26 protein-coding genes and 1 other RNA gene are annotated in these 26,037 nt (G+C 66.1%); 18 read left to right on the forward strand and 9 right to left on the reverse strand.

What is annotated here, in order from left to right:
• Nucleotides 1-9: 9 nt before the first annotated feature.
• An RNA gene (gene rnpB, locus C2R25_RS06730) (RNase P RNA component class A) lies at nt 10-465 on the forward strand.
• A gap of 11 nt (nt 466-476) precedes the next feature.
• On the opposite strand, the gene C2R25_RS06735 is transcribed toward rnpB, so the two are convergent.
• A complete protein-coding gene (locus C2R25_RS06735) occupies nt 477-1,265 on the reverse strand; it encodes a metallophosphoesterase (RefSeq protein WP_103728414.1) in 789 nt (262 codons plus the stop codon).
• Between the two features lie 195 nt (nt 1,266-1,460).
• Between C2R25_RS06735 and C2R25_RS06740 the strand changes: the two genes are divergently transcribed.
• The 6 genes from C2R25_RS06740 (at nt 1,461) to C2R25_RS06765 (ending at nt 8,000) form a co-directional block, all read left to right on the forward strand.
• On the forward strand, nt 1,461-1,892 hold the full coding sequence (locus C2R25_RS06740) for a VOC family protein (RefSeq protein ID WP_103728415.1): 432 nt from the start codon (nt 1,461-1,463) through the stop codon (nt 1,890-1,892).
• A 183-nt stretch (nt 1,893-2,075) separates the two neighbouring features.
• Nucleotides 2,076-3,470 carry a glycosyl transferase family protein gene (locus C2R25_RS06745; RefSeq protein WP_233203794.1) on the forward strand — a complete coding sequence of 465 codons (1,395 nt, stop codon included), beginning with the start codon at nt 2,076-2,078 and terminating at the stop codon, nt 3,468-3,470.
• Nucleotides 3,467-4,555, forward strand: coding sequence for a hypothetical protein (locus C2R25_RS06750; protein WP_103728417.1), 1,089 nt, complete (start codon nt 3,467-3,469; stop codon nt 4,553-4,555). Before C2R25_RS06745 ends, C2R25_RS06750 begins: the two co-directional genes overlap by 4 nt.
• Before the next feature lie 47 nt (nt 4,556-4,602).
• Nucleotides 4,603-5,517: a sulfite exporter TauE/SafE family protein gene (locus C2R25_RS06755; protein WP_103728418.1), complete on the forward strand. Its 915-nt coding sequence runs from the start codon at nt 4,603-4,605 to the stop codon at nt 5,515-5,517.
• Complete coding sequence (locus C2R25_RS06760) at nt 5,514-6,266, forward strand: TIGR02186 family protein (protein WP_103728419.1); 753 nt, start codon at nt 5,514-5,516, stop codon at nt 6,264-6,266. The genes C2R25_RS06755 and C2R25_RS06760 overlap by 4 nt, the downstream gene beginning before the upstream one ends.
• A 75-nt stretch (nt 6,267-6,341) precedes the next feature.
• Nucleotides 6,342-8,000 carry an ATP-binding protein gene (locus C2R25_RS06765; protein ID WP_103728420.1) on the forward strand — a complete coding sequence of 553 codons (1,659 nt, stop codon included), beginning with the start codon at nt 6,342-6,344 and terminating at the stop codon, nt 7,998-8,000.
• Between the two features lies 1 nt (nt 8,001).
• Here the strand turns inward: C2R25_RS06765 and C2R25_RS06770 are convergent, their stop codons facing one another.
• The 3 genes from C2R25_RS06770 to C2R25_RS06780 form a co-directional block, all read right to left on the reverse strand.
• Nucleotides 8,002-9,441 carry an MATE family efflux transporter gene (locus tag C2R25_RS06770; protein ID WP_103728421.1) on the reverse strand — a complete coding sequence of 480 codons (1,440 nt, stop codon included), beginning with the start codon at nt 9,439-9,441 and terminating at the stop codon, nt 8,002-8,004.
• On the reverse strand, nt 9,438-10,184 hold the full coding sequence (locus C2R25_RS06775) for a 7-carboxy-7-deazaguanine synthase QueE (RefSeq protein ID WP_103728422.1): 747 nt from the start codon (nt 10,182-10,184) through the stop codon (nt 9,438-9,440). The genes C2R25_RS06770 and C2R25_RS06775 overlap by 4 nt, the downstream gene beginning before the upstream one ends.
• A gap of 237 nt (nt 10,185-10,421) precedes the next feature.
• The gene (locus C2R25_RS06780) at nt 10,422-13,082 is read right to left on the reverse strand and encodes a valine--tRNA ligase (protein WP_103728624.1); all 2,661 of its coding nucleotides are present in this window, start codon (nt 13,080-13,082) and stop codon (nt 10,422-10,424) included.
• 150 nt (nt 13,083-13,232) lie between these two features.
• On the opposite strand from C2R25_RS06780, the gene C2R25_RS06785 reads away from it, so the two are divergent.
• From C2R25_RS06785 to C2R25_RS06805, 5 genes are all read left to right on the forward strand, one after another.
• A complete protein-coding gene (locus C2R25_RS06785) occupies nt 13,233-14,348 on the forward strand; it encodes an ABC transporter permease (RefSeq protein ID WP_103728423.1) in 1,116 nt (371 codons plus the stop codon).
• 16 nt (nt 14,349-14,364) lie between these two features.
• Nucleotides 14,365-15,288: an ABC transporter ATP-binding protein gene (locus tag C2R25_RS06790; RefSeq protein WP_233203816.1), complete on the forward strand. Its 924-nt coding sequence runs from the start codon at nt 14,365-14,367 to the stop codon at nt 15,286-15,288.
• A gap of 9 nt (nt 15,289-15,297) precedes the next feature.
• On the forward strand, nt 15,298-16,236 hold the full coding sequence (locus tag C2R25_RS06795) for an MlaD family protein (RefSeq protein WP_103728425.1): 939 nt from the start codon (nt 15,298-15,300) through the stop codon (nt 16,234-16,236).
• Nucleotides 16,233-16,853, forward strand: a complete 621-nt coding sequence (locus C2R25_RS06800; protein ID WP_103728426.1) for an ABC-type transport auxiliary lipoprotein family protein — start codon at nt 16,233-16,235, stop codon at nt 16,851-16,853. The genes C2R25_RS06795 and C2R25_RS06800 overlap by 4 nt, the downstream gene beginning before the upstream one ends.
• 276 nt (nt 16,854-17,129) lie before the next feature.
• Nucleotides 17,130-17,678 carry an outer membrane protein gene (locus C2R25_RS06805; protein ID WP_103728625.1) on the forward strand — a complete coding sequence of 183 codons (549 nt, stop codon included), beginning with the start codon at nt 17,130-17,132 and terminating at the stop codon, nt 17,676-17,678.
• A gap of 42 nt (nt 17,679-17,720) precedes the next feature.
• Here the strand turns inward: C2R25_RS06805 and C2R25_RS06810 are convergent, their stop codons facing one another.
• The 5 genes from C2R25_RS06810 to C2R25_RS06830 are packed head-to-tail and all read right to left on the reverse strand — an operon-like array spanning nt 17,721 to nt 20,950.
• Entirely contained in the window at nt 17,721-18,416 is a 696-nt protein-coding gene (locus tag C2R25_RS06810; protein WP_103728427.1) for an ATP12 family chaperone protein, read from the reverse strand.
• Nucleotides 18,413-18,628, reverse strand: coding sequence for a hypothetical protein (locus tag C2R25_RS06815; protein WP_103728428.1), 216 nt, complete (start codon nt 18,626-18,628; stop codon nt 18,413-18,415). Before C2R25_RS06815 ends, C2R25_RS06810 begins: the two co-directional genes overlap by 4 nt.
• A complete protein-coding gene (locus C2R25_RS06820) occupies nt 18,625-19,275 on the reverse strand; it encodes an HAD-IA family hydrolase (RefSeq protein WP_103728429.1) in 651 nt (216 codons plus the stop codon). Before C2R25_RS06820 ends, C2R25_RS06815 begins: the two co-directional genes overlap by 4 nt.
• Nucleotides 19,272-20,546 (reverse strand): RluA family pseudouridine synthase, encoded by a 1,275-nt coding sequence (locus tag C2R25_RS06825; RefSeq protein WP_103728430.1) that lies wholly within the window; start codon nt 20,544-20,546, stop codon nt 19,272-19,274. The genes C2R25_RS06820 and C2R25_RS06825 overlap by 4 nt, the downstream gene beginning before the upstream one ends.
• A complete protein-coding gene (locus C2R25_RS06830) occupies nt 20,543-20,950 on the reverse strand; it encodes a CrcB family protein (RefSeq protein WP_103728431.1) in 408 nt (135 codons plus the stop codon). The genes C2R25_RS06825 and C2R25_RS06830 overlap by 4 nt, the downstream gene beginning before the upstream one ends.
• A gap of 224 nt (nt 20,951-21,174) precedes the next feature.
• Here C2R25_RS06830 and rpsU point away from each other — a divergent pair, with 224 nt between their 5' ends.
• The 6 genes from rpsU to gatB all read left to right on the forward strand — a co-directional run bounded on the left by rpsU (nt 21,175) and on the right by gatB (nt 26,012).
• On the forward strand, nt 21,175-21,381 hold the full coding sequence (gene rpsU, locus C2R25_RS06835; RefSeq protein ID WP_008832565.1) for a 30S ribosomal protein S21: 207 nt from the start codon (nt 21,175-21,177) through the stop codon (nt 21,379-21,381).
• 159 nt (nt 21,382-21,540) lie between these two features.
• Nucleotides 21,541-22,077, forward strand: a complete 537-nt coding sequence (locus C2R25_RS06840) for an FKBP-type peptidyl-prolyl cis-trans isomerase (protein WP_103728432.1) — start codon at nt 21,541-21,543, stop codon at nt 22,075-22,077.
• 11 nt (nt 22,078-22,088) lie between these two features.
• Nucleotides 22,089-22,556, forward strand: coding sequence for an FKBP-type peptidyl-prolyl cis-trans isomerase (locus C2R25_RS06845; RefSeq protein WP_103728433.1), 468 nt, complete (start codon nt 22,089-22,091; stop codon nt 22,554-22,556).
• Nucleotides 22,557-22,727: 171 nt separating this feature from the next.
• Entirely contained in the window at nt 22,728-23,030 is a 303-nt protein-coding gene (gene gatC, locus C2R25_RS06850) for an Asp-tRNA(Asn)/Glu-tRNA(Gln) amidotransferase subunit GatC (RefSeq protein ID WP_103728434.1), read from the forward strand.
• The gene (gene gatA / locus C2R25_RS06855; protein WP_103728435.1) at nt 23,030-24,514 is read left to right on the forward strand and encodes an Asp-tRNA(Asn)/Glu-tRNA(Gln) amidotransferase subunit GatA; all 1,485 of its coding nucleotides are present in this window, start codon (nt 23,030-23,032) and stop codon (nt 24,512-24,514) included. The genes gatC and gatA overlap by 1 nt, the downstream gene beginning before the upstream one ends.
• Nucleotide 24,515: 1 nt before the next feature.
• Nucleotides 24,516-26,012 carry an Asp-tRNA(Asn)/Glu-tRNA(Gln) amidotransferase subunit GatB gene (gene gatB, locus C2R25_RS06860; RefSeq protein WP_103728436.1) on the forward strand — a complete coding sequence of 499 codons (1,497 nt, stop codon included), beginning with the start codon at nt 24,516-24,518 and terminating at the stop codon, nt 26,010-26,012.
• The last annotated feature ends 25 nt before the right edge of the window (nt 26,013-26,037 follow it).

Raw genomic sequence — 26,037 nt, forward strand, 5'->3', positions numbered from 1 at the left:
CCGCCCGCGTCGGGGAGCCGGGCAGCCGCGGGGTCGCAAGACCGCGAGGAAAGTCCGGGCTCCACGAAACAAGGGTGGCGGGTAACGCCCGCCGGGCGAGGAAGGCTTCCAGGCCTTCCGAAGCCTAGGGAAAGTGCCACAGAGAGCAGACCGCCGATGCTTCCTCAGGGAAGCAGGTAAGGGTGAAAGGGTGCGGTAAGAGCGCACCGCGCTTCCGGTAACGGAAAGCGGCTTGGCAAACCCCACTCGGAGCAAGACCGAATAGGGGCTGCGCGCCGGCGTCGCGAAAGCGGGGGATCGGCGGGTTCGTTTCGGACCCAGGCAGCCCGGGTTGGTCGCTTGAGCGATGCAGCGATGCATCGCCTAGAGGAATGGCTGCCGCCGCGGCGTAAGGTCCCTCGGGCTTCGGCCTTAATGGGGAGACCACGCCAGGTACAGAACCCGGCTTACAGGCTCCCCGGCGCAATCACGAAAGCTCAGGCCGCTTTGCTGCGGGCCTCTTCCACTTCGCTCGCGGTCAGGAACCAGCGGTCGGTCCCTTCGAGGCCAATGGCGGTCAGCGTTCCGTGCAGGAACGCGCCGGTATCGATGCCAATGCGGTTGCTGCAGATGTCCGGCTGCGGGGTGATGGTGTGGCCATGCACGACGAAGCCGCCGAAGTCTCCGCGATGGCTGAGGAACGGTTCGCGAATCCAGCGGCAGTCCCGGCCACGCTGCTGGTCAAGCGGGGTATCGGGCCGTACGCCAGCATGGACGAAGACATAGTCTCCGATGCAGACCAGTTGCTTGAAACCCGCGAGGAAATCGATGTCTTCCTGCGGAATGGCGGCGTTCATCAGCCGCTGCGCCTCCTCCCAGTCCGCTTCGCGCAGCACGTCTTTGTCGACACCATAGGACAGTATCGTTTCCGTGCCGCCAAACTTGAGGAAGCTGCGCAGGGCCTCCACGTCCTCCCGGGAGACGAGAAGCATCTCTTCGTGGTTGCCCTGGATGTATTCGATCCGGCGGCGGGCGCCCCAGTTCCTTGCCCGGCGGACGACGGCCGCGCTGTCTTGGCCGCGATCGATCAGGTCCCCGAGAAGCACGACTGTGGTCTGCGCAGGGCCGCGCTCGGCATCGTCCCGCTCGATAGCCGTTATCAACTGCTCGAAAAGATCGGCGCGGCCGTGGATGTCTCCGACGGCGTAAACCCGTTCGCCCGGGGGCGTCGAAGGAACTTGGCGATTATCAGCCCGGCCCAGAATCTTGCGTATGGTGTTCAGCATTGTATTGCCATGGAGTATAGCCGTCGCAGAAATCGGGCACAACCCGTTGCGAATACGGAGATCGCTGCCGCGGGGCGGCCCGACGACGGATCCTGGTGGGGCAGATGTCGTCGAAAACTCCTGGGCACTGCCCTTGCCAGCCTGTCGACGGGGTCTATCTACGCTCCTCGAAAAGACCATTCACAAGGCCCTTCCATGACACGATACCTTCACACGATGATCCGCGTAACCGATGCGGAGGAGACCGTCCGCTTCTTTGAACTCATCGGTCTGCGCGAGACGCGCCGCTTTTCCAACGAGAAGGGGCGGTTCACCCTGATCTTCCTCGCCGCGCTCGGGCAGGAAGACGCCGAGGTCGAGCTGACGTACAACTGGCCCGCTGAGGACGGTTCCGCCGAAACGTACACCGGCGGCCGCAATTTCGGCCATCTGGCCTTCCGGGTCGAGAACATCTACGAGACGTGTCAGCGGCTCGCCGATGCGGGCGTCACGATCAACCGCCCCCCGCGCGACGGGCACATGGCGTTCGTGCGTACGCCGGACGGCATCTCGATCGAGCTGCTTCAGGAAGGCCATCTCGAACCGGCGGAACCCTGGGCGAGCATGCCCAACGTGGGCAGCTGGTAAGCCATTGACCAGACCGGCCGAGACCGGCCGCCTTTGCTTCGGCCATTAACATTCTGACATTGAACAAAAGCTCATTTGCCCAGCACGCATGGCCCGGAATACCCGGAGCCTGCGCCGGATCGTAGCTACACGGTCCGGCGCGGGCTTCGGCCCCGGGGGAGCAAAGTGCCAGTACCGCAAGCGTTGACTGACGTCGTCCTCTATCTGGAGACGCTGGAGCATGAACTTCTGCTCTTCGCGGCGTTCTGGATCGTGATCGGCGCCCTTGATGAACTCGGCCTCGACCTGTGCTGGCTGAGCTCGCGCCTTCTCGGGCGGGGGCGCTCCAGCCGGATCTCCGAAGCCGAGGCTGGCGCACCTCTGAGCGGCGGTGCGGCGGTGATCATTGCCGCGTGGCAGGAGGCCGATGTCATTGGCCATACCGTGAGGCACGCCCTTTCCGCATGGCGGCAACGCGACTTCACGCTCTATATCGGCTGCTATTGCAACGACGCGGCGACAATCGCGGCGGTGATGGAGGCCAGCAGCGACGATCCGCGCGCCAGGATCGTGATCACGCAGAACCCCGGGCCGACCACCAAGGCGGACTGCCTGAACCGCATCTACGCGGCCTTGTGCGACGATGAGGCGCGCCATGGCAGGCGGTTCCGCTGCGTCGTGCTGCACGATGCCGAGGATATGGTTCATCCCGCCGAACTGGCGGTGATCGACAGGGCGCTCGACCACGCCGATTTCGTCCAGCTCCCGGTGCGCGCGGAACTTCTGGAATCCTCGCCATGGATCGCGGCGCACTACGCGGACGAGTTCGCCGAAACGCATGGTAAATCGATGGTCGTGCGTGACGCCCTCGGCGCCGCGATACCGGCCGCCGGCGTAGGCTGCGGGTTCGCGCGGGAGATGATCGCCCGCATCGCGGCGCAGCGCGGCGGGGGACGGGGCCCGTTCGCGGCGGAGTGCCTGACGGAGGACTACGAACTCGGCCTTCTGGTCACGCGCGAAGGCGGCCGTTCGCGTTTCCTGCGCGTTCGCGACGAGCAAGGGGCGCTTGTTGCGACGCGTGCCTACTTCCCCGCACGGCTCGAGGATGCCGTGCGCCAGAAATCTCGCTGGATCCACGGCATCGCCTTCCAGGGCTGGGACCGGCTTGGCTGGAGCAGCGGCTGGGTGGACATGTGGATGGCGCTGCGGGACCGGCGGGGGCCGTTGACAGCGGTCGTGCTTGCCTGCGGGTACGCCCTCTTGCTGGCCGAGGGGCTGCTTCAGCTTGCCGCATCGGGCGGGCTTTCCGGCGGCCCTGTCATGTCGCCTCTCCTCGAAGCGCTGGTTGTCATCTGCCTTGTCAGCTTCTTCTGGCGCTGCGCCTTCCGCGTCGCCTTCACGTCCCGCGAATACGGCATTGTCGAGGGTCTAGGGGCGATCATGCGAATACCGGTGGCGAACCTCATTTCCATCCTGGCCGGCTGGCGCGCTGTCTCGGCCTACGTGCGCACCCTGTTCGGCGGAGCGGTCCGCTGGGACAAGACGCGGCATGACGCGCATCCGGCCGCGCTTGCGTTCCGCTCGGAGGCAGTGCTTTGAGCCGGGGGAAGATTGCGCGTGGTCATCCGCTCGTGGCTTTGCTCGCGCTGCTCGGCGGTTGGGTGGCGGGCAGGGCGGCCACATGGGAAGCGCCGGTCGCCCGCGCGAGTGCGGCGGTGGAGGCCGCCGATATGTCCCTGGTCCCGGGCCCCCAATCGCTGCCGGATATTCAACCAGTTGCGCCTCCAATTGCTTTCGGAGCGACTCCACCCTTTTCCTCGCCTCTGTCGCTTACCGCGGCCGCTCCGCCTGCGGCCCTTCCGGTGTACGGTCATTGGAGCCGGCCGGCAGAGCACGGCGCGGCTCTGACGCACCTGCGCCGGGACTTCGCAACGTTGACGGCGCAGCCCCGTTTCTTTGCTCCGGAAATGCCGGGTACGGAACTGCCGCTGCCGCCGGGTCTTCCGGCCTTGCCGCCGCGTGCCCGGCGCTGGTCCATGGATGCGTGGGCCTTGCTGCGCCGGGACGGAGCTTTGTCGGCCGCTTCGGCCGGCGCGCTGCCGGCCACGTACGGGGCGAGCCAGGCGGGCGCCATCCTGCGGTATCGGTTGTCGATGAGCAGCCCGCAGCGTCCAAGCCTTTATCTCCGCAGCACGTCCTCGGCAGGGCAGGTCCGCGAGACCGGCCTTGCACTGGGATTTTCAGGCAGGCCCAAAGGCAGCATCCCGATCGTGGCCGCCGTCGAAGGCCGAATGATCGACCAGGCGGGCCAGCGTCGCATGCAAGCCGCTGCGATGGTCGTGACGGAACTGCCCACGTTCACGCTTCCCGCAGGCTTTCGCGGCGAAGCGTATGGACAGGCGGGTTACGTCGCGGGCGATTACTCCACCCCGTTCGCGGACGGGCAAATCCGCGCCGACACCCCTCTCTTCAGCACGCGATCGCTTTCGGCTCGAGTGGGGGCGGGTGTGTGGGGCGGCGCTCAGAAAGGGGCAGCCCGGCTTGATGCGGGCCCCAGCGCGTCGCTCGCGATGCCTCTCGGGCGCGGGCTGAACGGCCGCGTCGCAGTCGACTGGCGCTTCCGGCTGGCCGGAGCCGCGGAGCCCGGTTCCGGCCCCGCCGTGACGCTATCCGCAGGATTCTGAAACGCGGCTTTTCCCCGGGGCGATGCTGCGGTAGCGAGTGTCTCGCCATGGATGTCTATCTTCCCATCGCCAATCTGTCGGTCAACGGCCTCGTCATCATCGCGTTGGGGGCGCTTACGGGCGTGCTCTCGGGCATGTTCGGTGTGGGTGGGGGCTTTCTCACCACGCCGCTGATGATCTTCTACGGCATCCCGCCGACGGTCGCCGCCGCTTCCGCCGCCAGCCAGGTGACCGGTGCGAGCGTCTCCGGCGTTTTCGCACATACGCGGCGCGGCGGCGTGGATTACCACATGGGCGGTGTAATGGTGGCGGGCGGGATCATCGGCACGGGCCTTGGCGCGGCGCTGTTCAACCTGCTTGAGCGGCTTGGCCAGATCGATACGGTGATCAACATCCTTTACGTTCTCCTGCTGGGTTCCATCGGCACGCTGATGGCGCGCGAGAGCATTCAGGGAATTCGCGCCGAAAAGAGCGGCGTGCCGGTCGCCGCGCGCAAGCGCCGTCACCATCCGATGGTGGCAAGCCTGCCGATGCGGTGGCGGTTCTATCGCTCCGGCCTCTACATCTCGCCCCTGGCGCCCTTGCTGCTGGGCGTCGCGACCGGCATTCTGACGATGCTCATGGGCATCGGCGGGGGCTTCGTGCTCGTACCGGCCATGCTTTACATCCTGGGCATGAGCGCGAACGTGGTCGTCGGAACGTCCCTGTTCCAGATCCTCTTCGTGACTATGGCCACGACCATGATGCACGCCCTGACCACTCGCGCGGTGGATATCGTTCTCGCCTCACTGTTGCTGCTTGGATCGGTTTCCGGTGCTCAGATCGGCGCTCAGTTCGCGCAGAAGGCCAGTCCCGTGAAACTGCGCCTTGTGCTCGCCCTCATCGTCCTGCTCGTGGCGGGGCGCATGGCGCTTGGGCTCGGCTACCGTCCGGACGAGATCTATACGGTCGCACCGCTGTGAGGGTCTTCATCGCCCTGCTGGCCCTTCTTGCGCTGACCGGGGCCCGTGATCCGATCCTCGTGCCCGAGGTTTCCCAGCACAAGGTGGACCTCCAGCAGGGGTTCACGGGGACGGAACTCCTGCTCTTTGGCGCCGTCCTGACGCCGGAAGGATCACGCGCGGCGCAGGATTACGACATCGTGGTCGTACTCAAGGGCCCGACCCAGTCCATCGTGCTGCGGGAGAAGGAGAAGGTCGCCGGCGTGTGGATCAATGCCGCCAGCACCGAACTGCGCAGCGCGCCCAGCTACTACGCCATCGCATCGAGCCGCCCGATTGCCCGCATCGTGGACGAGAAGACCGCCGCGATCTACGAACTTGGCCTCAAGTGGCTGCAACTCTCCCCGATCGGAGCGATCGACCCTGAGGAACAGGCGCGTTTCTCGGCCGGTCTCGTCGACCTCAACAAGCGCATGGGTCTCTATCGCGAGGAGGAGGGCGGCGTCACCGTGAAGGAGCAGGTGCTCTATCAGGCGCGAATAGAACTGCCTTCGCGGGTGCCGACCGGCATCTACACCGCCGAGACCTTCGCGATTTCGAAGGGGCGCGTTGTCGCCTCGGCCAGCAGCGAGGTCGAGGTACGCAAGCTGGGCGTCGAGCGCGCCATTGCCGATTTCGCGGAGAACTACGGCTTTGCCTATGGCCTGCTGGCAGTGTTCGTCTCGGTGGCGATGGGGTGGCTGGCGGGTCGCCTGTTTGCCCTGATCTGACCTCTTAGCTTCCGGTTAACCCTCTGGCCCTAGGCTTATGCCTTGTTGCTGAATTCATGAAGGGTTGACGGGCTGATGCACTCCGATGGCCATCCTGAATCGCGTTTCGTCCCCTTGCAGACAGAGGGTCGTGCGGCGCGCGGTCTCGAGCCGATCGGCTCTGTCCTGAAGATCGACGGCGGAGGAGGATGCGTCGCCTTTCCGGTGGAGCGTTTCCGCCAAACGCGGTTGGACAGCGATCCCTCGGTGGCGCTTTCGGGTCAGGTCAACAGCCAGGTCAAGATCCGCGTCAGCAGCGGCTGGCTCTTGGCAAGCGTGCGGAACCAGAGCCTGGACGACACCGGCGCCATCGTCTCGGAAGTGGATTTCCTCGGCGAAGGGCGGGAGGATCCGTCAACAGGCCACATCCACGGGTTTCGCAGGGGCGTCACGCAGTTCCCGGTCCCGGGCGCGCCCGTCTTCCCCGCCACGAGCGACGACCTGCGGCAGATCTACGCCAGCGACGAACGCGAGGCGGTGGAGATCGGCGCGGTCTATCCCACGCAGGATATCCGCGCCGGGCTGAGCGTGGATGCGCTGCTTGGAAAGCACTTCGCGCTTCTGGGTTCGACCGGCACGGGCAAGTCGACCAGCGCGGCGCTGATCCTTCACCGCATCTGTGAGCGTGCGCCTGAGGGCCACATCATCATGGTCGACCCGCATGGGGAGTACGCGGCGGCGTTTCGGGACACCGGCGTGATCCTGGACGTGACCAACCTGCAGATGCCGTACTGGCTGATGAACTTCGAGGAGCATTGCGAAATCCTCCTCACCTCGCGCGGCGACGACCGGCAGCTTGACGCCGAGATCCTCGGCAAGGCGCTGCTGGAGGCGCGTTCGAAGAACCGGCTTGCCGAGCAGGTGGGCAAGATTACGGTGGACTCGCCGATACCCTATCTGCTGTCGGACCTGGGGGCGATCCTCAACAACGCGATGGGAAAGCTCGACAAGGGGCACAACACCGCGCCTTACTTGCGCATCCGCAACAAGCTGGACGAGCTTCGCGGCGACCCGCGCTACCAGTTCATGTTCTCCGGCATGCTCGTGGGCGACATCATGGCGGAGTTCATCGGCATGCTGTTCCGCCTGCCATCGCGCGGGCGGCCGATCTCGATCATCGATGTGTCCGGAGTTCCCACCGAGATCACCTCCACCGTCGTCGCCGTGCTCAGCCGCATGGTGTTCGACTTCGCGGTCTGGGCCCGCGGGGAGGAGACACGCCCCATCCTCCTCGTGTGCGAGGAGGCGCACCGCTACGTCCCCAACGAGAGGAACGCCGATGGATCCTCGGTCGGTCGCATCCTGTCGCGCATCGCCAAGGAAGGCCGCAAGTACGGCATCTCGCTCGGGCTCATAACCCAGCGACCGTCCGATCTTGCCGAGGGTGTCCTGTCGCAGTGCGGCACCATCATTGCGATGCGCCTCAACAACGAGCGGGATCAGGCCGTGGTGCGCGCGGCGATGCCGGAGGGCGCGCGCGGGTTCCTCGATTCGATTCCGGCGCTGCGCAACAGGGAGTGCGTCATCAGCGGCGAGGGCGTGGCGATCCCGATGCGCGTGGCCTTCGACGATCTTGAGGAGAGCCGCCGGCCGGCCTCCGCCGATCCTTCCTTCGCGCAGCTGTGGAAGCGGACCGGTGGCGAGGAGGAGATGGTCCTGCGTACCGTCCGAAAATGGCGCGCGCAGGGGCGGTGACCTACATCGAGAAGGCGTCCCGCCACTTGCCGAAGCGGTGATAGAGCACCGTGATGAGAACCGTCAGCCCGGAGCCGACCGGGTATGACCACCACACCGCCTCGCTGCCGATGAGCGGCTCGGCTATCGCGTAGAAGCCGAGGCGTCCGGGGTAGAGTCCCAGGAACAGGATCACCAGCGGCGCGACGACGGCGCCGTAGGCGCGCATGGTGCCGGTCAGGATCATCGTGATAGAGACGATGACAAACGAGGCGGTGCAGACGAGCTGGATATGTTCGGCGATCGGCATGGCGGGGCTATCCGCGCCGAGGAACAGCGCCAGCAGCGGGGCGTCGAAGCCGACGATCAGGGCTGCCAGCACGATCGAGAGGACAAGCGCGGTGCCAACGCCGATGAGGGTCACACGGTCGACGCGGCTGTGGTCCCCTGCGCCGAGGGACTGGGCCACCATGGCGCTGACGGCCGAGCCGATGGCGAAGGCGGGCATCTGCAGGTAGTTCCACAGCTGCAGGGACGCGCCATAGGCCGCCGCGGCATTCAGGCCTTCGCGATTGACGAGGCCGACCATGATCAGTCCCGCGGCCGACACGATCAGCATCTGCGCGCCCATCGGCAGGCCTTTGCTGAGGACGTAGCGCAAGTCATCGCCGCGGGGGCGCAGGTAGCCAAGCTCCGGCCCGCGCAGGCGCAGCGGCAGATCGTTGCGATAGATCACCCAGATCTGCAGCAGCATTCCGGCCGTGTTGGCAAGTGCCGTGGCTATGGCGGAACCCGCCACGCCAAGAGCGGGAAGCGGCCCCACGCCGATGATGAGTATCGGGTTGAGCGCGATGTCGACGACGACCGCCAGGATCATCGCGTAAAGGGGAGTCTTGGAATCGCCCGCGCCGCGCATGCCCATCGACACCATCATGTTCACGGTCGCGAGGGGAATCGTCACGAAGACGACCCGCAGGTACGCCAGCGCGTTCGCCTTGCTGGCGGCCGGCGTGCCGAGGACGTCCAGCAGGGCACCGGCTCCGAACCATCCGACAACGCCCGTGGCGATGGAGATGAGAAGACAGAAGCCGACCCCGGTGCCGAAGGTCTGGCGGGCGGCGTCGATCTGGCGCGCACCGAAGTGCTGGCCGACGCGCACCGTCGTCGCCATGCCGAAGCCGAAGACGGCGGCGAAGATCAGGAACATGACGATGTTGGCGTTCGCCGTCGCCGCCAGCGCCGCTTCGCCCAGCAGACGGCCCACCCAGATCGCGTTTACCGAGCCGTTCAGCGCCTGCAGCACGTTGGACGCCAGCATGGGGATCGAGAAGAACAGCAGCGTCTTCAGGATCGGCCCCTTGGTCAGGTCGCCCCGCATGGCCGGACGCGCCGCTGCTTGCTCCTGAGGCGAATCTGCAGCGGCGAGCTCTTCTCCGGCAGGAATGGGCGATGCTTCGTTCATGTCCCTCTCGTGTCTCCCCAGAGATGGATGTGCAAGCGGTCGGTGAAGCGCAGTCCGTTCGCCGCGCAGAAATCCGCCAGCCATCCCGACCGTTCCCGTATGACATCGCTGGAGCGGCCTTCGGGCATCAGGAACAGCCGGGCGCCCGGGATCGCATAGGTTTCCCGGAGGGCGCGGACCTCGTCGAGGTCGTCGGGTGTCGCGATCACGAACTTGAAGTAGGCGCGGGGCTCGGCCGCCCATGCGGCAAGGCGTTTCGGCAGGAGCGCGAGGTCGGCCGGGTTACCGCTGTGCGCCAGCTTCGGGCTGACGTTGTACTGGTTCACGCGTGCATCCAGCGCCGGATGGGGGGCGACGGTCGAGTTCGTCTCCATCTCCACGTGCATGCCGGGGCGCAGATCGTCGAGAACGGCAAGCATGCGGGCAAGCGCCGCGCCCTGAAGCAGCGGTTCGCCACCCGTGATGACGAGACGGTCCGGGACAAGTGCCGCGATCCGCTCCGCCAGCGCGGCTTCCTCCATCGCCACCTGGTTCTCGCTCCGCTCAAAGGCCAGGGCGTCGCGGTGCGGGCGATTGTCGCCGGTGAAGCGCCAGGTGTAGGCGGTGTCGCACCATTGGCAGGCGAGATTGCAGCGCGAGAGGCGCACAAACGTGCTCGGCTGCCCCATCGAAGGGCCTTCGCCCTGCAGGGAGGCGAAGATTTCCGGCTCGCCGGGCGTGGTGGTGGCTAGGGTCAGGGGCATAGGAAGAGGGATGGTTTACACGGTTTACACGGTACAGAGAACGAAGCGGCGCCCCGGGTCCAGGGTGTCGCCGGCGAAGGAGACGATGCGCCTTGCAGCGTCGCAGAAGATGCGCGCGCGGGCATACAGTCAACCGGGATTACACGCGTGATCATCACGCGACAGTGTCAGAGGTCCGGCAAGTAGGAAAGCGCCGGGCCCAGGCATGGCCCCGGAGCGACCCGGGGCCACATCTCATCAGCCAAGCCGTGCAAGCGCAGCGGCCAGCCTTTCGGCCTCCGCCGAATGCGCCGCATGGTCGGCTTTCGCCTTTTCGACCGCTTCCGGTTTCGCCTTCTCGACGAAAGCCGGGTTCTCGAGGCGCTTGCCCAGCGAGTCCCGCTCCTTGATGGCGGCGGCATGGGCCTTTTCAAGGCGCGCTTTCTCCGCCGCGATGTCGATCACGCCTTCGAGCGGGATCGCCAGCATCGCATCGCCCGCGCCTACCTGCATCGCGGCGCCGGCTGGTGCCGCTTCGAAGCGGATCGCGTCCAAACGGGCAAGGCGGTCGACCACGGCCGGGTTGCGCTCGATCACCGCGCGCGTCGCCGCGGAAGGCTCGGCGAGATAGGCCGTCAGGCGCGCCCCCGGCGCGATGCCGAGTTCCGCCTTGGCGCCGCGCAGGTTACCGACGAGGGCGATGAGCCATTCGACTTCCGACTTGGCTTCGGCGTCCACCGAAGCGTCCGGCGCGGGCCACTGCGCCACGATCAGTTCGTGGGCTCGGCTGCCGGTCTTGCTCCACAGCTCTTCGGTGACGAAGGGCATGAAGGGGTGCAGCATGACGAGGATCTGGTCGAGCACCCAGCCGGCGACGGCCCTGGTCTCGTCATCGAACTGACCCTTGATCAATTCGATGTACCAGTCGCAGAACTGGTTCCAGACGAAGTGGTAGATCGCGTTGGCGGCGGCGTCGAAGCGCAGATCGGCCATCGCCTTGTCGAGTGCGGCGACGGTTTCGACCACTTCGCCGATGATCCAGCGGTTGACCGCCGAAGTGGCCTTGGGTGCGGCGACCGAAGTGCTGCCGACGATGCCATTGGACTGGCAGAAGCGCGCGGCGTTCCACAGCTTCGTCGCGAAGTTGCGATACCCCTCGACGCGCTTCTCATCCATCTTCACGTCGCGGCCCTGGCTTTCCATGGCGGTCATGAAGAAGCGCAGCGCGTCGGCCCCGTACGTGTCGATGAGACCCAGCGGATCGACGACGTTGCCCTTGGACTTGGACATCTTCTGCCCGTCCGCCGCGCGCACGAGGCCATGCAGGTAAAGCCGCTTCCACGGCACTTCCTTCATGAAGTGGATGCCCTGCATCGCCATGCGCGCATCCCAGAAGAACAGGATGTCGAACCCGGAGACGAGCAGGTCGTTCGGGTAGTGCTTCTTGAGCAGCGGCGCGTCCTCGTCCGGCCAGCCGAGCGTGGCGAAGGGCCACAGCGCCGAGGAGAACCAGGTGTCGAGCACGTCGTTGTCGCGGGTCAGCGCCTTGTTCCCGGCAAGGGCCTGCGCCTCCTCCTCCGTCTCCGCCACGAAGACTTCGCCGTCCTCGGCGTACCATGCCGGGATGCGGTGGCCCCACCAGAGCTGGCGACTGACGCACCAGGGCTGGATGTTCTCCATCCAGTTGAAGAAGGTTTTTTCCCACGATTTCGGGACGATTTCTATGGCGCCGCTGCGCACCGCTTCCATCGGCGGGATGGCGAGGGTGGCGGCGTCGACATACCACTGATCGGTCAGCCAGGGTTCGATCACCACGCCGCCGCGGTCGCCGTAAGGCGTCTGGATCACGCGGTCCTCGACCTTCTCCAGCAGGCCGTCCTCGTCGAGCAGTTCGATCACGCGCTTGCGGGCATCGAAGCGATCCATTCCGAGGAACTCGTGCGGGATCAGGCCATCCGCCGTCTGGCAGACCTTCGCCTCCGCATCGAGCATGTTGAGCATGTCGGCGGCCTTGATGCCTGCGCGCTTGCCCACTTCGAAGTCGTTGAAATCATGGCCGGGCGTGATCTTCACCGCGCCCGAGCCCAGTTCCGGGTCCGCGTGCTCGTCCGCGACGATGGGGATCTCGCGCCCGGTGATCGGCAGGGTGACGGTGGCGCCACGCTCGAGCAGCGGCTTATAGCGCTCGTCCTCGGGATTCACCGCCACGGCCATGTCGGCCAGCATCGTTTCCGGGCGCGTGGTCGCGACGTGGATGTGGCCCGAACCGTCGGAGAGCGGGTACTTCAGGTGCCAGAAATGGCCCTGAACCTCGCGCGTCTCCACCTCGAGGTCGCTGATCGCGGTCTTGAGCTTGGGATCCCAGTTCACCAGCCGCTTGTCGCGGTAGATGAGGCCCTGCTTGTGCAGGTCGACGAAAACCTTGACCACGGCGCGCGTGAAGTGCGGGTCCATCGTGAACTGCTCGCGGCTCCAGTCCATCGAACAGCCGAGACGGCGCAGCTGCCCGGTGATGGTGCCGCCGCTCTCGGCCTTCCATTCCCAGACCTTCTCGATGAACGCTTCGCGCGTGTAATTGGTGCGCTTGTCCTGCTTCGCTTCGAGCTGGCGCTCCACCACCATCTGCGTCGCGATGCCGGCGTGGTCGGTGCCGACGACCCACAGCGCATCCTTGCCACGCAGCCGTTCGTAGCGGATCACGACGTCCTGCAGCGTGTTGTCGAGTGCGTGCCCGATGTGCAGGCTGCCCGTCACGTTCGGCGGCGGGTTGACGATGGTGAAGGGCTGCGCGTCCGGGCGTTCGGGCCGGAAAAGGCCCTTGTCTTCCCAGTGGGCATACCACTTCGCCTCGATCCCGGCAGGGTCGAAGGTCTTGTCGAGAGCGGGTTCGGTCGGCGCGCCGGCATTCTGTTCGGTCATGGCGCCGCGCCATGCCAGCGGGCGGGTTCGCGCGCAAGAAGCCATTGCCTCGCTTTTGCCGCAAGCGCGTGCGATCCAGCGATCCGGGCCTTTCGTCGCCCGAGCGGAACATCTTGCCGGTACGTGCTTTTTGCACCATTGCGAGAAAACATGCGGGAATGGGCTGAATTCACCCTGTCGGAAAACGACCAAGGAAGCGATCACGTGCTGGCGCTCAAGGGACCGCTGCGCGTGCATTCGCTCGGGAACCTTGACGCAAAGCTGGCCGGGCTCGATGGCGACTACACCCGGATCGACATGTCCGGCGTCACGGACATCGACACGACCGGCGCCTGGCTGGTGGCCCGCCATGCCCGTGAACGGGGGCTGGAGATCACCGGCGAAAGCGAACAGGCCCGCCGCCTCATCGCAGCCATCGGCGATCTTTCCGAACATGAGGCGGAGCCCGAACGGCGTCCTTCGCTGCTGATCCGCACGGTCGGTGAACTGGGCGATCTGGTCGCCAGCTGGGGCGTCGGCCTTCGCAAGATGCTCGGGTTCCTTGGCGAACTCATCCTCGCGTTCGGCGTGATGATCCGGCACCCGTCGCGGTTGCGGGGGACGGCGCTGATGTTCCACATGCAGTATGTGGGCATCAACTCGCTCTGGATCATCGGCCTGATGAGCTTTCTCATCGGCATCGTCATCGCGCAGCAGGGTGCGGTGCAGCTCGCCCAGTTCGGGGCGGAGATCTACACGATCAACCTGACCGGCCGCCTCTCCATGCGAGAGCTGGGCATTCTCATGACCTCGATCATGGTGGCGGGCCGGTCCGGCTCGGCCTTCGCCGCGCAGATCGGCACCATGAAACTGACCGAGGAGGTGGACGCCATGCGCACCATCGGCGTGTCTCCCATGGAAACGCTGGTCGTGCCCCGCGTTCTGGCCTCTATGCTGATGATGCCGCTCCTGGGCTTCTATTCCTCGGTGCTGGCGATCATCGGTGGCGCCACCATCGCCGGGTTTGCGCTTGACATACCGTTCTGGACTTTCCTCCAGCGCACGCAGGAAGTCGTGCCGATGACTGACCTGTGGATCGGGCTCATCAAAGCCCCCGTGTTCGCGCTGATCGTGGCGCTCGCGGGGTGCTACCAGGGCATGCAGGTGACCGCCAACGCGGAGGAGGTCGGCGCGCGTACCACGCAGGCCGTGGTCACCGCGATCTTCACCGTCATCGTCCTGGACGCCTTCTTCGCGATCTTCTTCACGAAGATCGGCTGGAAGTGATGGGTCTCGCATGACGATGAACGACACGTCGACCACACCTGCCACGGACCCGCAGACCCGCAGCGACGCGGAGGATTACCCCATCGTCGTGAAGGGTCTGCACAACGCCTTCGGAGAATACGTCATCCACGACGGCCTCGACCTCAAGGTGCGCCGGGGCGAGATCATCGGCGTGGTCGGAGGATCGGGCACGGGCAAGTCCGTCCTGATGCGCTCGATCATCGGGCTGCAGCAGCCGACGGGAGGGGATATCACCGTCCTCGGCCACCGCATGGGCGATGCGACCGAAGAGGATTCGGTCGATCTGCGCTCCCGCTGGGGCGTTCTGTTCCAGGGCGGTGCCCTGTTCTCCACGCTCACCGTCGGAGAGAACGTCGAAGTTCCGCTCAAGCAGTTCTTCCCCGAGATATCGGACGAACTCCGGGCGGAGATCGCGCGCTTCAAGGTGCGCCTCTCGGGTCTGCCGGAGGACGCGGCGTTCAAGTACCCGAGCGAGCTTTCGGGCGGCATGAAGAAACGCGCCGGCCTGGCGCGCGCGCTGGCGCTCGATCCGGAGCTGCTGTTCCTCGACGAACCTACCGCCGGGCTTGACCCTATCGGCGCAGCCGCCTTCGACACGCTGACGCGCGAACTGAAGGAGACGCTGGGCCTCACGGTCTTTCTCATCACGCATGACCTCGACACGCTCTACGCCATCTGTGACCGTGTGGCGGTGCTGGCGGACAGGAAAGTCATCGCGGTCGGCACCATCCCGGAGCTGCTTGCGCTCGATCACCCGTGGATTCAGGAATACTTCAACGGCCCACGCGGCCGTGCGGCGCTTGCCGCGAAGGACGACCCGGCGGTGACGCCGGAACACGACACGGCGCAAGCCGTTGATTCATCTTCCGCTCCGCCGCCTGCAGGCCGGAGCATGGACAGCGACAGGACGGGGGCATAGGTCACGGCGATGGAAACACGGGCCAATCACGTCTGGGTCGGAGCCGTCACGCTGATACTGCTGGCGCTCCTCGCGGCTTTCGTCATGTGGATTGCGCGGCTGGGTGAGGGTGCCCAGAACGAGTACGACATCTTCTTCAAGCAGTCGGTCGATGGCCTGGCAAGGGGTTCGGAAGTCGGCTACGCGGGCGTTCCTTCCGGGCAGGTCACGCAGATCGAGTTGTGGCCACAGGATCCCAGCTTCGTGCGGGTGCGCGTCAAGGTCGACGAGAAGGTGCCGATCACCGTAGGCACGACGGCGACGATCCAGGCAAGCTTTACCGGTGTCTCCGACATCCAGCTGGAGGGCGCCGTGAAAGGCGCGCCGCTGCTTACCGAGCCAGGGCCGGAGGGCGTGCCTGTCATTCCGACAAAGCGTGGCGGTTTCGGCGAGATCCTCTCGAACGCGCCGTTGCTGCTGGAGCGGCTGGCCACTCTGACCGAAAACCTCAACCAGCTGCTCAGTGCGGAAAATCGCAAGTCGATCACCGGAATCCTGGCCAACACCAACAAGATGACCAGGGATATTTCGGACGCGACGCCGCAACTGCGCGCCACAATGACCGAGCTTCAGGGCAGCCTTCGCCAGGCGACGCAGACGCTCGCCGCGTTCGAGGGCGTGGCGCACAAGGCCGATGACCTGCTCGGGGATGAAGGCAGCTCGCTTGCCGACCAGCTGCGACGGACGCTGGCGTCCGCGCAGAAGTCGATGGAGCAGTTCGACCGTACGCTGCAGAGCGCACAACCCGGCCTTAGCCAGGTGACGGAACAGACGCTGCCCGCGGCCGAAAGCGCCATCCGCGACCTGCGCGCCACGAGCAAGGCTCTGCGCAGCCTGACCGAACGTATCGACGAACAGGGCGCGGGTGCCCTGCTCAAGGGGCAGAAGCTGCCCGACTACGAGCCATGAGGGGTATCGCAATGAACCGTGTCGGCCATGGCCTGCTTGCTGCGGCCACAGCACTGGCGCTAACCACCGGTCTTGCCGGCTGCGTCAGCCTCGGAACCAAGCCGCCGGACGAGCTGCTCAAGCTCACGGCCGAGGAAAGCGCACCCGCCGGCAGCACAGCCACCGCGCAGCTGAGCGAGGCGATCGTGGTCCTTGATCCCGAAGCGGATCGCGGGCTCGACGTTCTTCGCGTGCCTGTGACCGTCGATGCCTCAAGGGTCGCCTACCTCAAGGACGCGCTTTGGGTGGAGAAGCCGACGCGCCAGTTCCGGGCGCTGCTCGCCGAGACGCTGCGCGCGCGGACGGGCCAGCTCGTGGTAGAAGGCGGTGACTTCGAGGTCACGGGCAGGACGCTCATCGGTGGGCGCCTGCTGCAGATGGGCTACGACGCCCAGCGCAGCGCCGTCGTGGTGCGCTTTGACGCGGTGCGTTCGGAACGCGGCACCGGGCCGCTTCAGACGCGCCGCTTCGAGTCCGTGGTCAACGGTGTCGAGGCCAAGGCGAAGCCAGTCGGGGCCGCGCTCAATCGCGCCACCAACGACGTGGCGCGACAGGTGGCGGACTGGATCAAGGGTTAGGACGGCAGCGGCCGATCGCAAGGCCGATACTTGGGCTGAGCTGCCCAAAATACTTTGGGCGGCTCCATCCCCGATAGGACGGGAACGGGAAAGCGGCGCAAGATCGGCGCTGGCGGGGCCGGGCCTCCAAGCGCGCAGTGACTAATGTATCACACTGTGTCCTGTTTGTTTCGGACAGGCATCTTATTGGTTTCTCCTCATAATCTCCAAAGCTACAGGGCGCCTCCCTGCTGCCGTCCAAGGAAGCTGGGAGATAAAACTTTGGAGGAGCATTTCATGAGGACATTTGCAGCACTCGGTCTCGTCGCCGGGCTTTTCGCCGTTCCGGCCCTTGCACAGGCACAGGCCTTCGTGCAGGCGGAAACCGGCCTCGATTCCCTTTCGGCGGCTGGCGATTCCGAGGAAGGCGTATACTACGGCGTGAGCGCCGGCTACGATATGCCGCTTTCAGGCGGGATGTTCGTGGGCATTCAGGGCACCGTCGCCGACAGCAGCACCAAAAGCTGCGCCGCCGCGGGAGCGGAGCGTCTCTGCTTGCGCACTGGCCGTGACCTCGCTGCCGTCGTTCGCCTCGGTACGCAGATGGGCGACCGCAGCCAGCTCTACGTGCTCGGCGGTTACACCAATGCCCGCCTGCGCCTGACCTACACGGACGGCGTCAACAGCGCCGATGTGGGCGAGAACGCCGACGGGTTCCGTCTTGGCGCGGGTGCGCAGTACGACCTCAGCGGCAACCTCTTCGCCAGGGTCGAGTACCGCTACTCGAACTACGAGGCCGACTTCAGCCGGCACAACGCCGTCGTGGCGCTGGGCGCGAAGTTCTGATGCAGGCGTAAGGGCGGGTCCGTTCTTCGGACCCGCCTCCTGCTATCCGCGCGAGAGCTGCGCCAGCCGCATGGCCAGCTTGAACGCGTCGAAGCGGGCCGTGCGGCGCTCGGCCGCTTCCCAGTCCTCACCCCAGAGTTCGACCTGCCAGTCGGCCTCGAGCTCGGCCGCCTCCCACAAGGTATCCGCATCGGCGCTTGGCCGGATCGCCTCGACCGCGATCACCAGCGAAGCGGCAAGGCTGGCCAGCATCTTGAGCGCCGCCAGTTCGAACGCGCTGCACTGTTCAAGCTCGGTACGAAGGCGGGCAAGGGTTTCGGGCGGCTGCGGTTTGTGCATGATGCCCGAGATGCGCGAGAAGCTGACGCCCAGCCGCGTTTCCGCCGCCGCAAGAAGCGGCTCCCACACCTCCAGCTGCCGCTTGTACAGCGCCTCATCCGGATCGCCGCGATAGCAAAGCGTATCCGTCTCTGCGTAAGGCAGCAGTTCTGCGATCACCGCATCCGGCGCAGGTGCGACGGCATCGATCGTGAAGTCCACCAAGTCGCGGTAAGGGAAGGAGGCCGGGTCGATCTCCTCGCGCTGCGCCTGCCATTCGGCGGCGAGAGCTTCGGCGAGGGCCTGGCTGGGCACGATCTGCGGTCTCCCGCCGGCGGTGCGGATCGGCCGCCCGTCGAGGGTTGCGCGCCACCCGCCGTCACAGCGTTCGGCGGCGGCCTGCTTGTAGAAACGCTTCATTTCGGAGTGCGCCACTTTCTGACGAGAACAGCGGGAATGACGAAGGCGTCCACCAGCCCGTTGGCGACGAGCAGATAAGCCACCCAGTCGGGTGCGTCGGGAAGAATGCGGCCATTCGCCACAAGAATGCCGAGCACGACGAAGCCAACGCCGGCAAGGCGCACGAGGTTGATGATCGCGAACCGTGCGGCTGCGGGATCCCGTTCGCTCATCGCAGCAGGTGCTCCAGCAGTTGCGCCGGGCTTTCGACCACGACCTCCGCTCCTGCGGCGATAAGCTCGCGCGGGTGGTGGTAACCCCAGTCCACCCCGATGCCCCGGACATGGGCGCTTGCGGCCATCTGCATGTCGTAGGCGGTGTCACCGATCATCACGGCCTGCGTCGCATCGGCGCCCGCTTCGAAGAGGGCGTGTTGCAGCATGGCCGGGTTCGGCTTGGACGGGTGGCGATCCGCCGTCTGGAGCGTCACGAACAGGTCGGTGATGCCGTTGGCCGCAAGGCAGAAGCTCAAGCCGCGGTCCGACATTCCGGTGGCCACGCCAAGCGTCCAGCCCTGCGCTTGAAGCGCGCGCAGAGTGTCCCCGACGCCGGGGAACAGAGGCTGCGCCACGCGGCCCTGTTCGCGCGCGGTGCGGAACGACTGCTTGTACACCTCGGCCATCGCCTGCTGCTGCTCCGCGTTCGAGGCGGGCAGGAGCTGGCGTATCGCCTGCGGCAGCGACAGGCCGACCGCGCGGCGGATCGCTCCGCGTGAGGGCGGGGTGAGCGCGAAAGCCTCGAACGTCAGCTCCATCGCCTCGCAGATCGGCGCCTGACCGTCGACCAGAGTACCGTCGCAGTCGAAGACCGCCAGCTTCACCGGCTACGCCCTCGCGGGGCGCCGCCGGGCTTCGGGCCGGGGCGGGCGCCGCCGCGCGGGCCGGAGGGCCTGCCGCTGCCCGGACGCGCCGGTTTGCCGAAGGGCTTGGCGCCCGGCTTCGTCCCCGCCCGCGCGCCTGGCTTGCCGCTGGGTTTGCCGGCTGGCTTGTTCGGCCGGGTCTGGCCCGAGGGCGGACCATCGCTGCGCTTGCGGCGCTCGCCACGGCGTTCCTTGCGGTATTCCTTGGCGTGCTGCCTTGCGGCGCGCTTCTGGTCTTCCTTGGTGAACTCGACCGGCGCCTCGATCTCGACGTCGCCCTCAGACTCCACGAAGCCGAGCGATTCGAGCGAGTTGGCGAAGTGCTCGGGCAGCGGAGCGGTGACGTCGAGCGGCGCGCCGTCCGGATGCTCGATCAGCAGGCGGCGTGCGTGGAGGTGCATTTTGCGGCTGATAGAGCCGGTAAGAAACGCCTCCTGCCCACCGTACTTGCCGTCACCCACGATCGGATGCCCGATGGCGGCCATGTGGACGCGCAATTGGTGAGTGCGGCCGGTCAGCGGGTGCAGTTCGACCCATGCGGCACGGTTCCCGGCGCGATCGATCACGCGATAGCGGGTGCGGGCGCTCTGACCTTCCTTCTCATCGACGTGCATCTTTTCGCCGCCGGTTCCCGGCTGCTTGGCCAGCGGCAGTTCGATCATCCCGTCCTCGATGCTCGGTACGCCGACGACGAGTGCCCAGTAGATCTTCTTGGCGGAGCGGCCGGAGAAGCGCTTGGAGAAAAACGCCGCGCTGCCCGGCGTGCGGGCGATCAGCAGGACGCCCGAGGTGTCCTTGTCGAGACGATGGACAAGGCGCGGGCGCGGGCCCTTGTCGGCGAAGGCGTCGAGCAGGCCGTCGACGTGCTCCTGCATGCCCGAACCGCCCTGCGTGGCGAGGCCCGGCGGCTTGTTGAGGACGATGGCGGCGCGGTCCTGCGTCAGGACCATCGAATCGGCCAGCTCGATCTCGGCCGGGGTGAGTTCGCGGCGCGGACGCGGGGCGGTTCCGCCCGCCTTCGCCTCGCCGCCGGGCGGCACGCGCAGTACCTGGCCCGCTTCGAGGCGTGTATCGACGTCGGCGCGCTTGCCGTCGACGCGGATCTGGCCGGTGCGCGCCCAGCGGGACACCATGGCAAAGCCGACTTGGGGCAGGTGGCGCTTGAACCAGCGGTCGAGGCGCACGCCATCGTCGTCGTGGCCGACCGTGAATTGACGGACGATATCGTTCATGCCGGGCTCCGCATCATGAGTAGGCCAAGGAAGAGGCCGCCGAATCCGGCGATAAGAGAAAGGCCCGTATAGAGAGCGGCGGTGGCGATCTCGCCACGCTCGATCAAAACCGCAAAGTCGAGGCTCATGGAAGAGAAAGTCGTGAAACCGCCCAGCACGCCGATGCCGAGGAGAAGGCGCGTCCCTTCGGCATTGTTGCCGAACCGCGCGAGCCAGCCTGCAAGGAGGCCCATCAGCAGGCTGCCCGCGACATTGACGCTGAGTGTGGCATAAGGAAAAGCGCCTGCGCGCATGGGACCAAGCACCGCGGTCCAGCCGCGCCCGACGAGAAAGCGCAGCCAGGAGCCGAACGCGCCGCCGAGGGCCACGTAAAGCGAGGCCATGAAAAAGGAAGGTTGGGGCATGGCGCTCGCCTTAGCCGCGAATGCGCCAATTTCCAACGGCTGCGCACACGGAACGGCGCGAAAGAGGGCTTGGGCCTTGTCTTGCCTGCCTCCTTTTGCTAACGGGCCCGTCAATCAGCTGCCCCCGAGTCCGGCGGCGGCCCTTTTTTGGCTCAGGATTCGCGGCTCGCCACGCCAGACCGGATGCGTGGCGGCCCGTCTATTTTTGTGAGGTGTTTCGGTTTATGCAGATTCTCGTCCGCGATAACAACGTCGATCAGGCTCTTCGGGCTCTCAAGAAGAAGCTGCAGCGTGAGGGCGTGTATCGTGAAATGAAGCTGCGCCGTCACTTCGAGAAGCCCTCGGAAAAGCGCGCTCGCGAAAAGGCTGCCGCCGTTCGCCGCGCTCGCAAGCTTGAGCGCAAGCGCGCCGAGCGTGACGGCTCCAAGTAAGCGCGCTTTCCTGCGCATCTGCGCAGGGCGCCTCTAAATCTCGGTGAGCGGCTTGAATGCCGCGCCGGGTTGAGCCATGAGGGCGCGGAATCACCATTCCGCGCCCTTTGTGCATCTGCCGTTCGGGCGTTCCATTTTCCGAGTACGAGGCCACAGACGATGACAGAGATCACCCGCGTCCCGCTTCAGCCGATTGCCAAGGGCGCTGTCTCCAAGCTCTGGATCGGAATCGCGGCGATCGCCCTGGCTTCCGCCGGTGTCGCTTATGCGGCGCTGCCGCCGACCCCCACCGTCAAGACGCTGACCGCCGGAACGGGCGAATCGCCGACGATGGATGACGTGGTGCTCATCAACTACAAGGGCATGCTGACCGACGGTACGGTGTTCGATCAGAACAAGAATTACCCCAATCCGGTTGCCCAGTTCGTGCCGGGCTTCTCCAAGGCGCTCCAGAAGATGCAGCGCGGCGGCAAGTACGAAGTCATCATTCCGTCCGAACTCGCGTATGGCGCTACGCCGCCGGAAGGTTCGCCGATTCCCGCCAACGCCGATCTCAAGTTCGAAGTCGAACTGATCGACTACAAGAGCCTTGCTGAAATCCGCCAGCAGCAGCAGATCCTGCAGCAGCTTCAGCAGATGCAGCAGGGTGGCGCTCCGGGAGCAGTCCCGGGCGCTCCGGCACCGGCGCAGCCCTGACCGGCGTGACCATGCTTCGACTTGCGGCGCTGCTGGCGCTGACGCTGCCCTCGGCAGCCTTCGCGCAGGCCGCGCCTGCCGCTGCCCCCGCAGCTGCGCAGGTGAAGGTGGAGACCCTGTCCGCCGGGGTGGGCGGAAGGCCGCCGGAGCACTCGTTCGTGCTCATCAACTACAAGGGCATGTTGACGGACGGCACCGTCTTCGATCAGGCAGACCGTGTGCCCATGGCACTGGATGAAGTGGTGCCGGGCTTTGCGCAGGGTATCGTCCAGATGGAGCGCGGCGGCCGCTACCGCCTGACCATCCCGCCCGAGCTTGGCTACGGCGCAGAGGCATCGGGTCCGATCCCGGCCAACTCGACGCTGATCTTCGAAGTCGACCTGATTGACTTCAAGACCGCTGCGGAGCTTCAGGCGATGATGGCGCAGATGCGCGCGCAAGCCGCGAACCCTCCGGCAGAGCCGCAACAAGCGAAGTAGCTCGGCGGCGGCCGCCCTCCCGTCCCGGATCGCCCGTTCCCGGCGGTTCGGGGACGGGCGCAGCCGCATTGCGCCGTGCTTGAAGCCGGGCCGCCTCGCTGCTAGCTGGGGCGGCTTCGAATTTCCGCCCGCCGCGCCTACCATTGGCGGGCTCAACCGTGAAGGAAAGCCATGTCGGTCGATACCGCAACCGTGGCGAAGATCGCCAGCCTCGCGCGCATCAAGGTGAGCGAGCCGGAGCTCGAGGCCATGGTGCCCGAACTCAACGGCATTCTCGCCTGGGTGGAGCAACTGGGCGAAGTGGACGTCAGCGGCGTGGAGCCGATGACCGCCGTCATCCCCAACACCCTGCGCCTGCGCGACGACGTGATCGATGCCGATCCGCTGACCGGCGGAGACAAGCGCGACGCCGTTCTTGCCAATGCCCCCGCCGCCGAACACGGCTTCTTCGGCGTGCCCAAGGTGATCGAATAATGAGTGACATTACCGACCTGGGCGTAGCCGCCCTTCGCGACGGCGTGGCCGCCGGCCAGTTCTCTGCGGTCGAGGTGGCCGAGGCGTTCAACGCCAATGTCGCGGCGGCGCAGGACGCGCTGAACGCCTTTATCGTCGTGACGCCCGAAAAGGCTGTCGAAGCCGCCAGGGCGGTGGATGCGAAGCGCGCTGCCGGTGAGGCGCTGGGTGCGATGGCCGGCGTGCCGATCGGCATGAAGGACCTGTTCGCGACCTTTGGCGTACAGACGACCGCGGCCAGCCACATGCTCGAAGGCTTCGTGCCGCAGTACGAATCCACCGTGTCGCAGAAGCTGTGGGACGCGGGCGCGGGCATGCTGGGCAAGCTCAACCTCGACCAGTTCGCCATGGGTTCCTCCAACGAGACCAGCCATTTCGGCAACGTCATCTCGCCCTGGCGCCGTCCCGACGGCAAGGCCCAGCTGACGCCCGGCGGTTCCTCGGGCGGCTCGTCGGCCGCGATCGCGGCGCGCCTTGCGCCTGCGGCCACGGGCACCGATACGGGCGGATCGATCCGTCAGCCGGCGGCCTTCACCGGCACGACCGGCATCAAGCCGACCTATGGGCGCTGCTCGCGCTGGGGCGTGGTCGCCTTTGCCAGCTCGCTCGACCAGCCCGGCTCCATGGGCCGCGACGTTACCGACTGCGCGATCATGCTCGAAGCCATGGCGGGTTTCGACCCCAAGGATTCGACCAGCCTCGATCTTCCCGTGCCGGCCTGGACCGCGTCGCTTTCGGCGGACATGAAGGGCAAGAAGGTCGGCATCCCGCGCGAATACCGCGCCGATGGCATGCCGGCCGAGATCGACGCCGTCTGGGAACAGGGCATCGCATGGCTGAAGGACGCCGGCGCCGAAGTCGTCGAGGTGTCGCTGCCCCACACCAAGTACGCGCTGCCGACGTACTACATCATCGCGCCCGCCGAGGCGTCGTCCAATCTCGCGCGGTATGATGGCGTGCGCTACGGCCTGCGCGATCTGCCGGATGGCGCGGGTCTGCAGGACATGTACGCCGCCACCCGTGCCGCCGGCTTCGGCCCCGAAGTGAAGCGCCGCATCCTGATCGGCACCTATGTGCTGTCCGCCGGCTTCTACGACGCCTACTACACGCAGGCCCAGAAGGTGCGCACGCTGATCTCGCAGGACTTCGCCAGGGCCTTCGAGCAGGTCGATGTCCTCCTGACTCCCACTGCGCCGAGCGCCGCCTTCGCTCTGGGCGAGAACGTCGACGATCCGCTTGCGATGTACCTCAACGACGTGTTCACGGTCCCGGCCTCGCTCGCCGGCCTGCCTGCGATGTCGGTGCCTGCAGGGCTGGACGCGCAGGGCCTGCCGCTCGGGCTGCAGATCATCGGCCGCCCGCTGGACGAGCAGGGCGTTCTGAACGCCGGCCTCGCGATTGAGAGCCGCGCAGGATTCACGGCCAAGCCGGGGAAGTGGTGGTAATATGAGCACGTATCGCATCCAGGGCGCCACCGGGGACTGGGAGGTCGTCATCGGCCTCGAAATCCATGCGCAGGTCACGTCCAATTCCAAGCTGTTCTCCAGCTCGGCAACGGCATTCGGCGCCGAGCCGAACACGCAGGTTTCGCTGATCGACGCGGCAATGCCGGGCATGCTGCCGGTCCCTAACCGGGAGTGCATCCGCCAGGCGGTGCGCACCGGCATGGCGATCGACGCGCAGATCAACAAGTGGTCACGGTTCGACCGCAAGAACTACTTCTACGCCGACCTTCCGCAGGGCTACCAGATCAGCCAGCTCTACCACCCGCTCGTTGGTGAAGGTTCGATCACGATCGAGGCGGACGAGAAGGCCGGCATTCCCGAGGATAAGGTCATCGGCATCGAGCGCATCCACGTCGAGCAGGACGCGGGCAAGCTGATGCATGACCAGCATCCCACCATGTCCTACGTCGATCTCAACCGTTCGGGCGTGGCACTGATGGAGATCGTCAGCCGCCCCGACATGCGCTCGCCCGCCGAGGCCGGTGCCTACGTGTCGAAGCTGCGCACGATCCTGCGCTATGTCGGCTCGTGCGACGGCAACATGGACCAGGGTTCGATGCGCTGCGACGTCAATGTATCGGTGCGCAAGCCCGGCGAGGAATTCGGCACCCGCACCGAGACGAAGAACGTCAACTCGGTGCGCTTCGTCATGCAGACGATCGAGCATGAGGCGAACCGTCAGGTCGACGTGCTCGAAGGCGGTGGCAAGATCGTGCAGGAAACGCGCCTGTTCGACCCGAATACAGGCACCACTCGCTCGATGCGCTCCAAGGAGGACGCGCACGACTACCGCTACTTCCCGGACCCGGACTTGCTGCCGCTGGTGCTGGACGATGCGTTCCTGGAGGAGTGCCGCGCCTCCTTGCCGGAACTCCCGGATGCGAAGCGCGCGCGCTATGTCGGCGATCTTGGCCTCTCGGCCTACAACGCGGCGGTGCTGACCGCCGATGTCGACACCGCGGGCTGGTTCGAGGCGCTCCTCTCCGAAGCGGCCTCGGCACAGGGGAAGGCGCCGGCGGAGGTGGCCAAGCAGGCGGCCAACTGGCTGATTTCCGAGTTCTTCGGCGCCCTTAACAAGCTCGGCCGCAGCCTGGACGATTCTCCGGTCAGCCACGAACAGGCGGCTGAGCTGCTGGCGCTGGTGGGCAAGGGCACCATTTCCGGCTCGATCGCCAAGCAGGTGCTGGAGATCATGCTGGAAACCGGCGACAGCGCCGGCGCCATCGTGGAGCGCGAAGGGCTCAAGCAGGAAAGCGACACCGGCGCCATCGAGGCGAAGGTGGACGAGATCCTTGCCGCCAACGCGGACAAGGTCTCGCAGTACAAGGACGGCAAGGTTGCGCTGTTCGGCTTCTTCGTCGGCCAGACGATGAAGGCGATGCAGGGCAAGGCGAACCCGCAGGTCGTCAACGAGATCCTCAAGGCGAAACTGGGCTGACGCCTCGCCTCCTGACAAGAAAAAA

The organism is Novosphingobium sp. HII-3 (assembly GCF_002916655.1).
In the GTDB taxonomy this organism is placed as follows: domain Bacteria; phylum Pseudomonadota; class Alphaproteobacteria; order Sphingomonadales; family Sphingomonadaceae; genus Novosphingobium; species Novosphingobium panipatense.

Excerpts from the sequence above, each read along its gene's own strand:
- C2R25_RS06735 (WP_103728414.1), bottom strand. The coding sequence starts at position 1,265 with ATGCTGAACACCATACGCAAGATTCTGGGCCGGGCTGATAATCGCCAA.
- C2R25_RS06740 (WP_103728415.1), top strand. The coding sequence starts at position 1,461 with ATGACACGATACCTTCACACGATGATCCGCGTAACCGATGCGGAGGAG.
- C2R25_RS06755 (WP_103728418.1), top strand. The coding sequence starts at position 4,603 with ATGGATGTCTATCTTCCCATCGCCAATCTGTCGGTCAACGGCCTCGTC.
- C2R25_RS06765 (WP_103728420.1), top strand. The coding sequence starts at position 6,342 with ATGCACTCCGATGGCCATCCTGAATCGCGTTTCGTCCCCTTGCAGACA.
- C2R25_RS06770 (WP_103728421.1), bottom strand. The coding sequence starts at position 9,441 with ATGAACGAAGCATCGCCCATTCCTGCCGGAGAAGAGCTCGCCGCTGCA.
- C2R25_RS06775 (WP_103728422.1), bottom strand. The coding sequence starts at position 10,184 with ATGCCCCTGACCCTAGCCACCACCACGCCCGGCGAGCCGGAAATCTTC.
- C2R25_RS06780 (WP_103728624.1), bottom strand. The coding sequence starts at position 13,082 with ATGACCGAACAGAATGCCGGCGCGCCGACCGAACCCGCTCTCGACAAG.
- C2R25_RS06785 (WP_103728423.1), top strand. The coding sequence starts at position 13,233 with ATGCGGGAATGGGCTGAATTCACCCTGTCGGAAAACGACCAAGGAAGC.
- C2R25_RS06790 (WP_233203816.1), top strand. The coding sequence starts at position 14,365 with ATGAACGACACGTCGACCACACCTGCCACGGACCCGCAGACCCGCAGC.
- C2R25_RS06795 (WP_103728425.1), top strand. The coding sequence starts at position 15,298 with ATGGAAACACGGGCCAATCACGTCTGGGTCGGAGCCGTCACGCTGATA.
- C2R25_RS06800 (WP_103728426.1), top strand. The coding sequence starts at position 16,233 with ATGAGGGGTATCGCAATGAACCGTGTCGGCCATGGCCTGCTTGCTGCG.
- C2R25_RS06805 (WP_103728625.1), top strand. The coding sequence starts at position 17,130 with ATGAGGACATTTGCAGCACTCGGTCTCGTCGCCGGGCTTTTCGCCGTT.
- C2R25_RS06810 (WP_103728427.1), bottom strand. The coding sequence starts at position 18,416 with ATGAAGCGTTTCTACAAGCAGGCCGCCGCCGAACGCTGTGACGGCGGG.
- C2R25_RS06815 (WP_103728428.1), bottom strand. The coding sequence starts at position 18,628 with ATGAGCGAACGGGATCCCGCAGCCGCACGGTTCGCGATCATCAACCTC.
- C2R25_RS06825 (WP_103728430.1), bottom strand. The coding sequence starts at position 20,546 with ATGAACGATATCGTCCGTCAATTCACGGTCGGCCACGACGACGATGGC.
- C2R25_RS06830 (WP_103728431.1), bottom strand. The coding sequence starts at position 20,950 with ATGCCCCAACCTTCCTTTTTCATGGCCTCGCTTTACGTGGCCCTCGGC.
- rpsU (WP_008832565.1), top strand. The coding sequence starts at position 21,175 with ATGCAGATTCTCGTCCGCGATAACAACGTCGATCAGGCTCTTCGGGCT.
- C2R25_RS06840 (WP_103728432.1), top strand. The coding sequence starts at position 21,541 with ATGACAGAGATCACCCGCGTCCCGCTTCAGCCGATTGCCAAGGGCGCT.
- C2R25_RS06845 (WP_103728433.1), top strand. The coding sequence starts at position 22,089 with ATGCTTCGACTTGCGGCGCTGCTGGCGCTGACGCTGCCCTCGGCAGCC.
- gatC (WP_103728434.1), top strand. The coding sequence starts at position 22,728 with ATGTCGGTCGATACCGCAACCGTGGCGAAGATCGCCAGCCTCGCGCGC.
- gatA (WP_103728435.1), top strand. The coding sequence starts at position 23,030 with ATGAGTGACATTACCGACCTGGGCGTAGCCGCCCTTCGCGACGGCGTG.
- gatB (WP_103728436.1), top strand. The coding sequence starts at position 24,516 with ATGAGCACGTATCGCATCCAGGGCGCCACCGGGGACTGGGAGGTCGTC.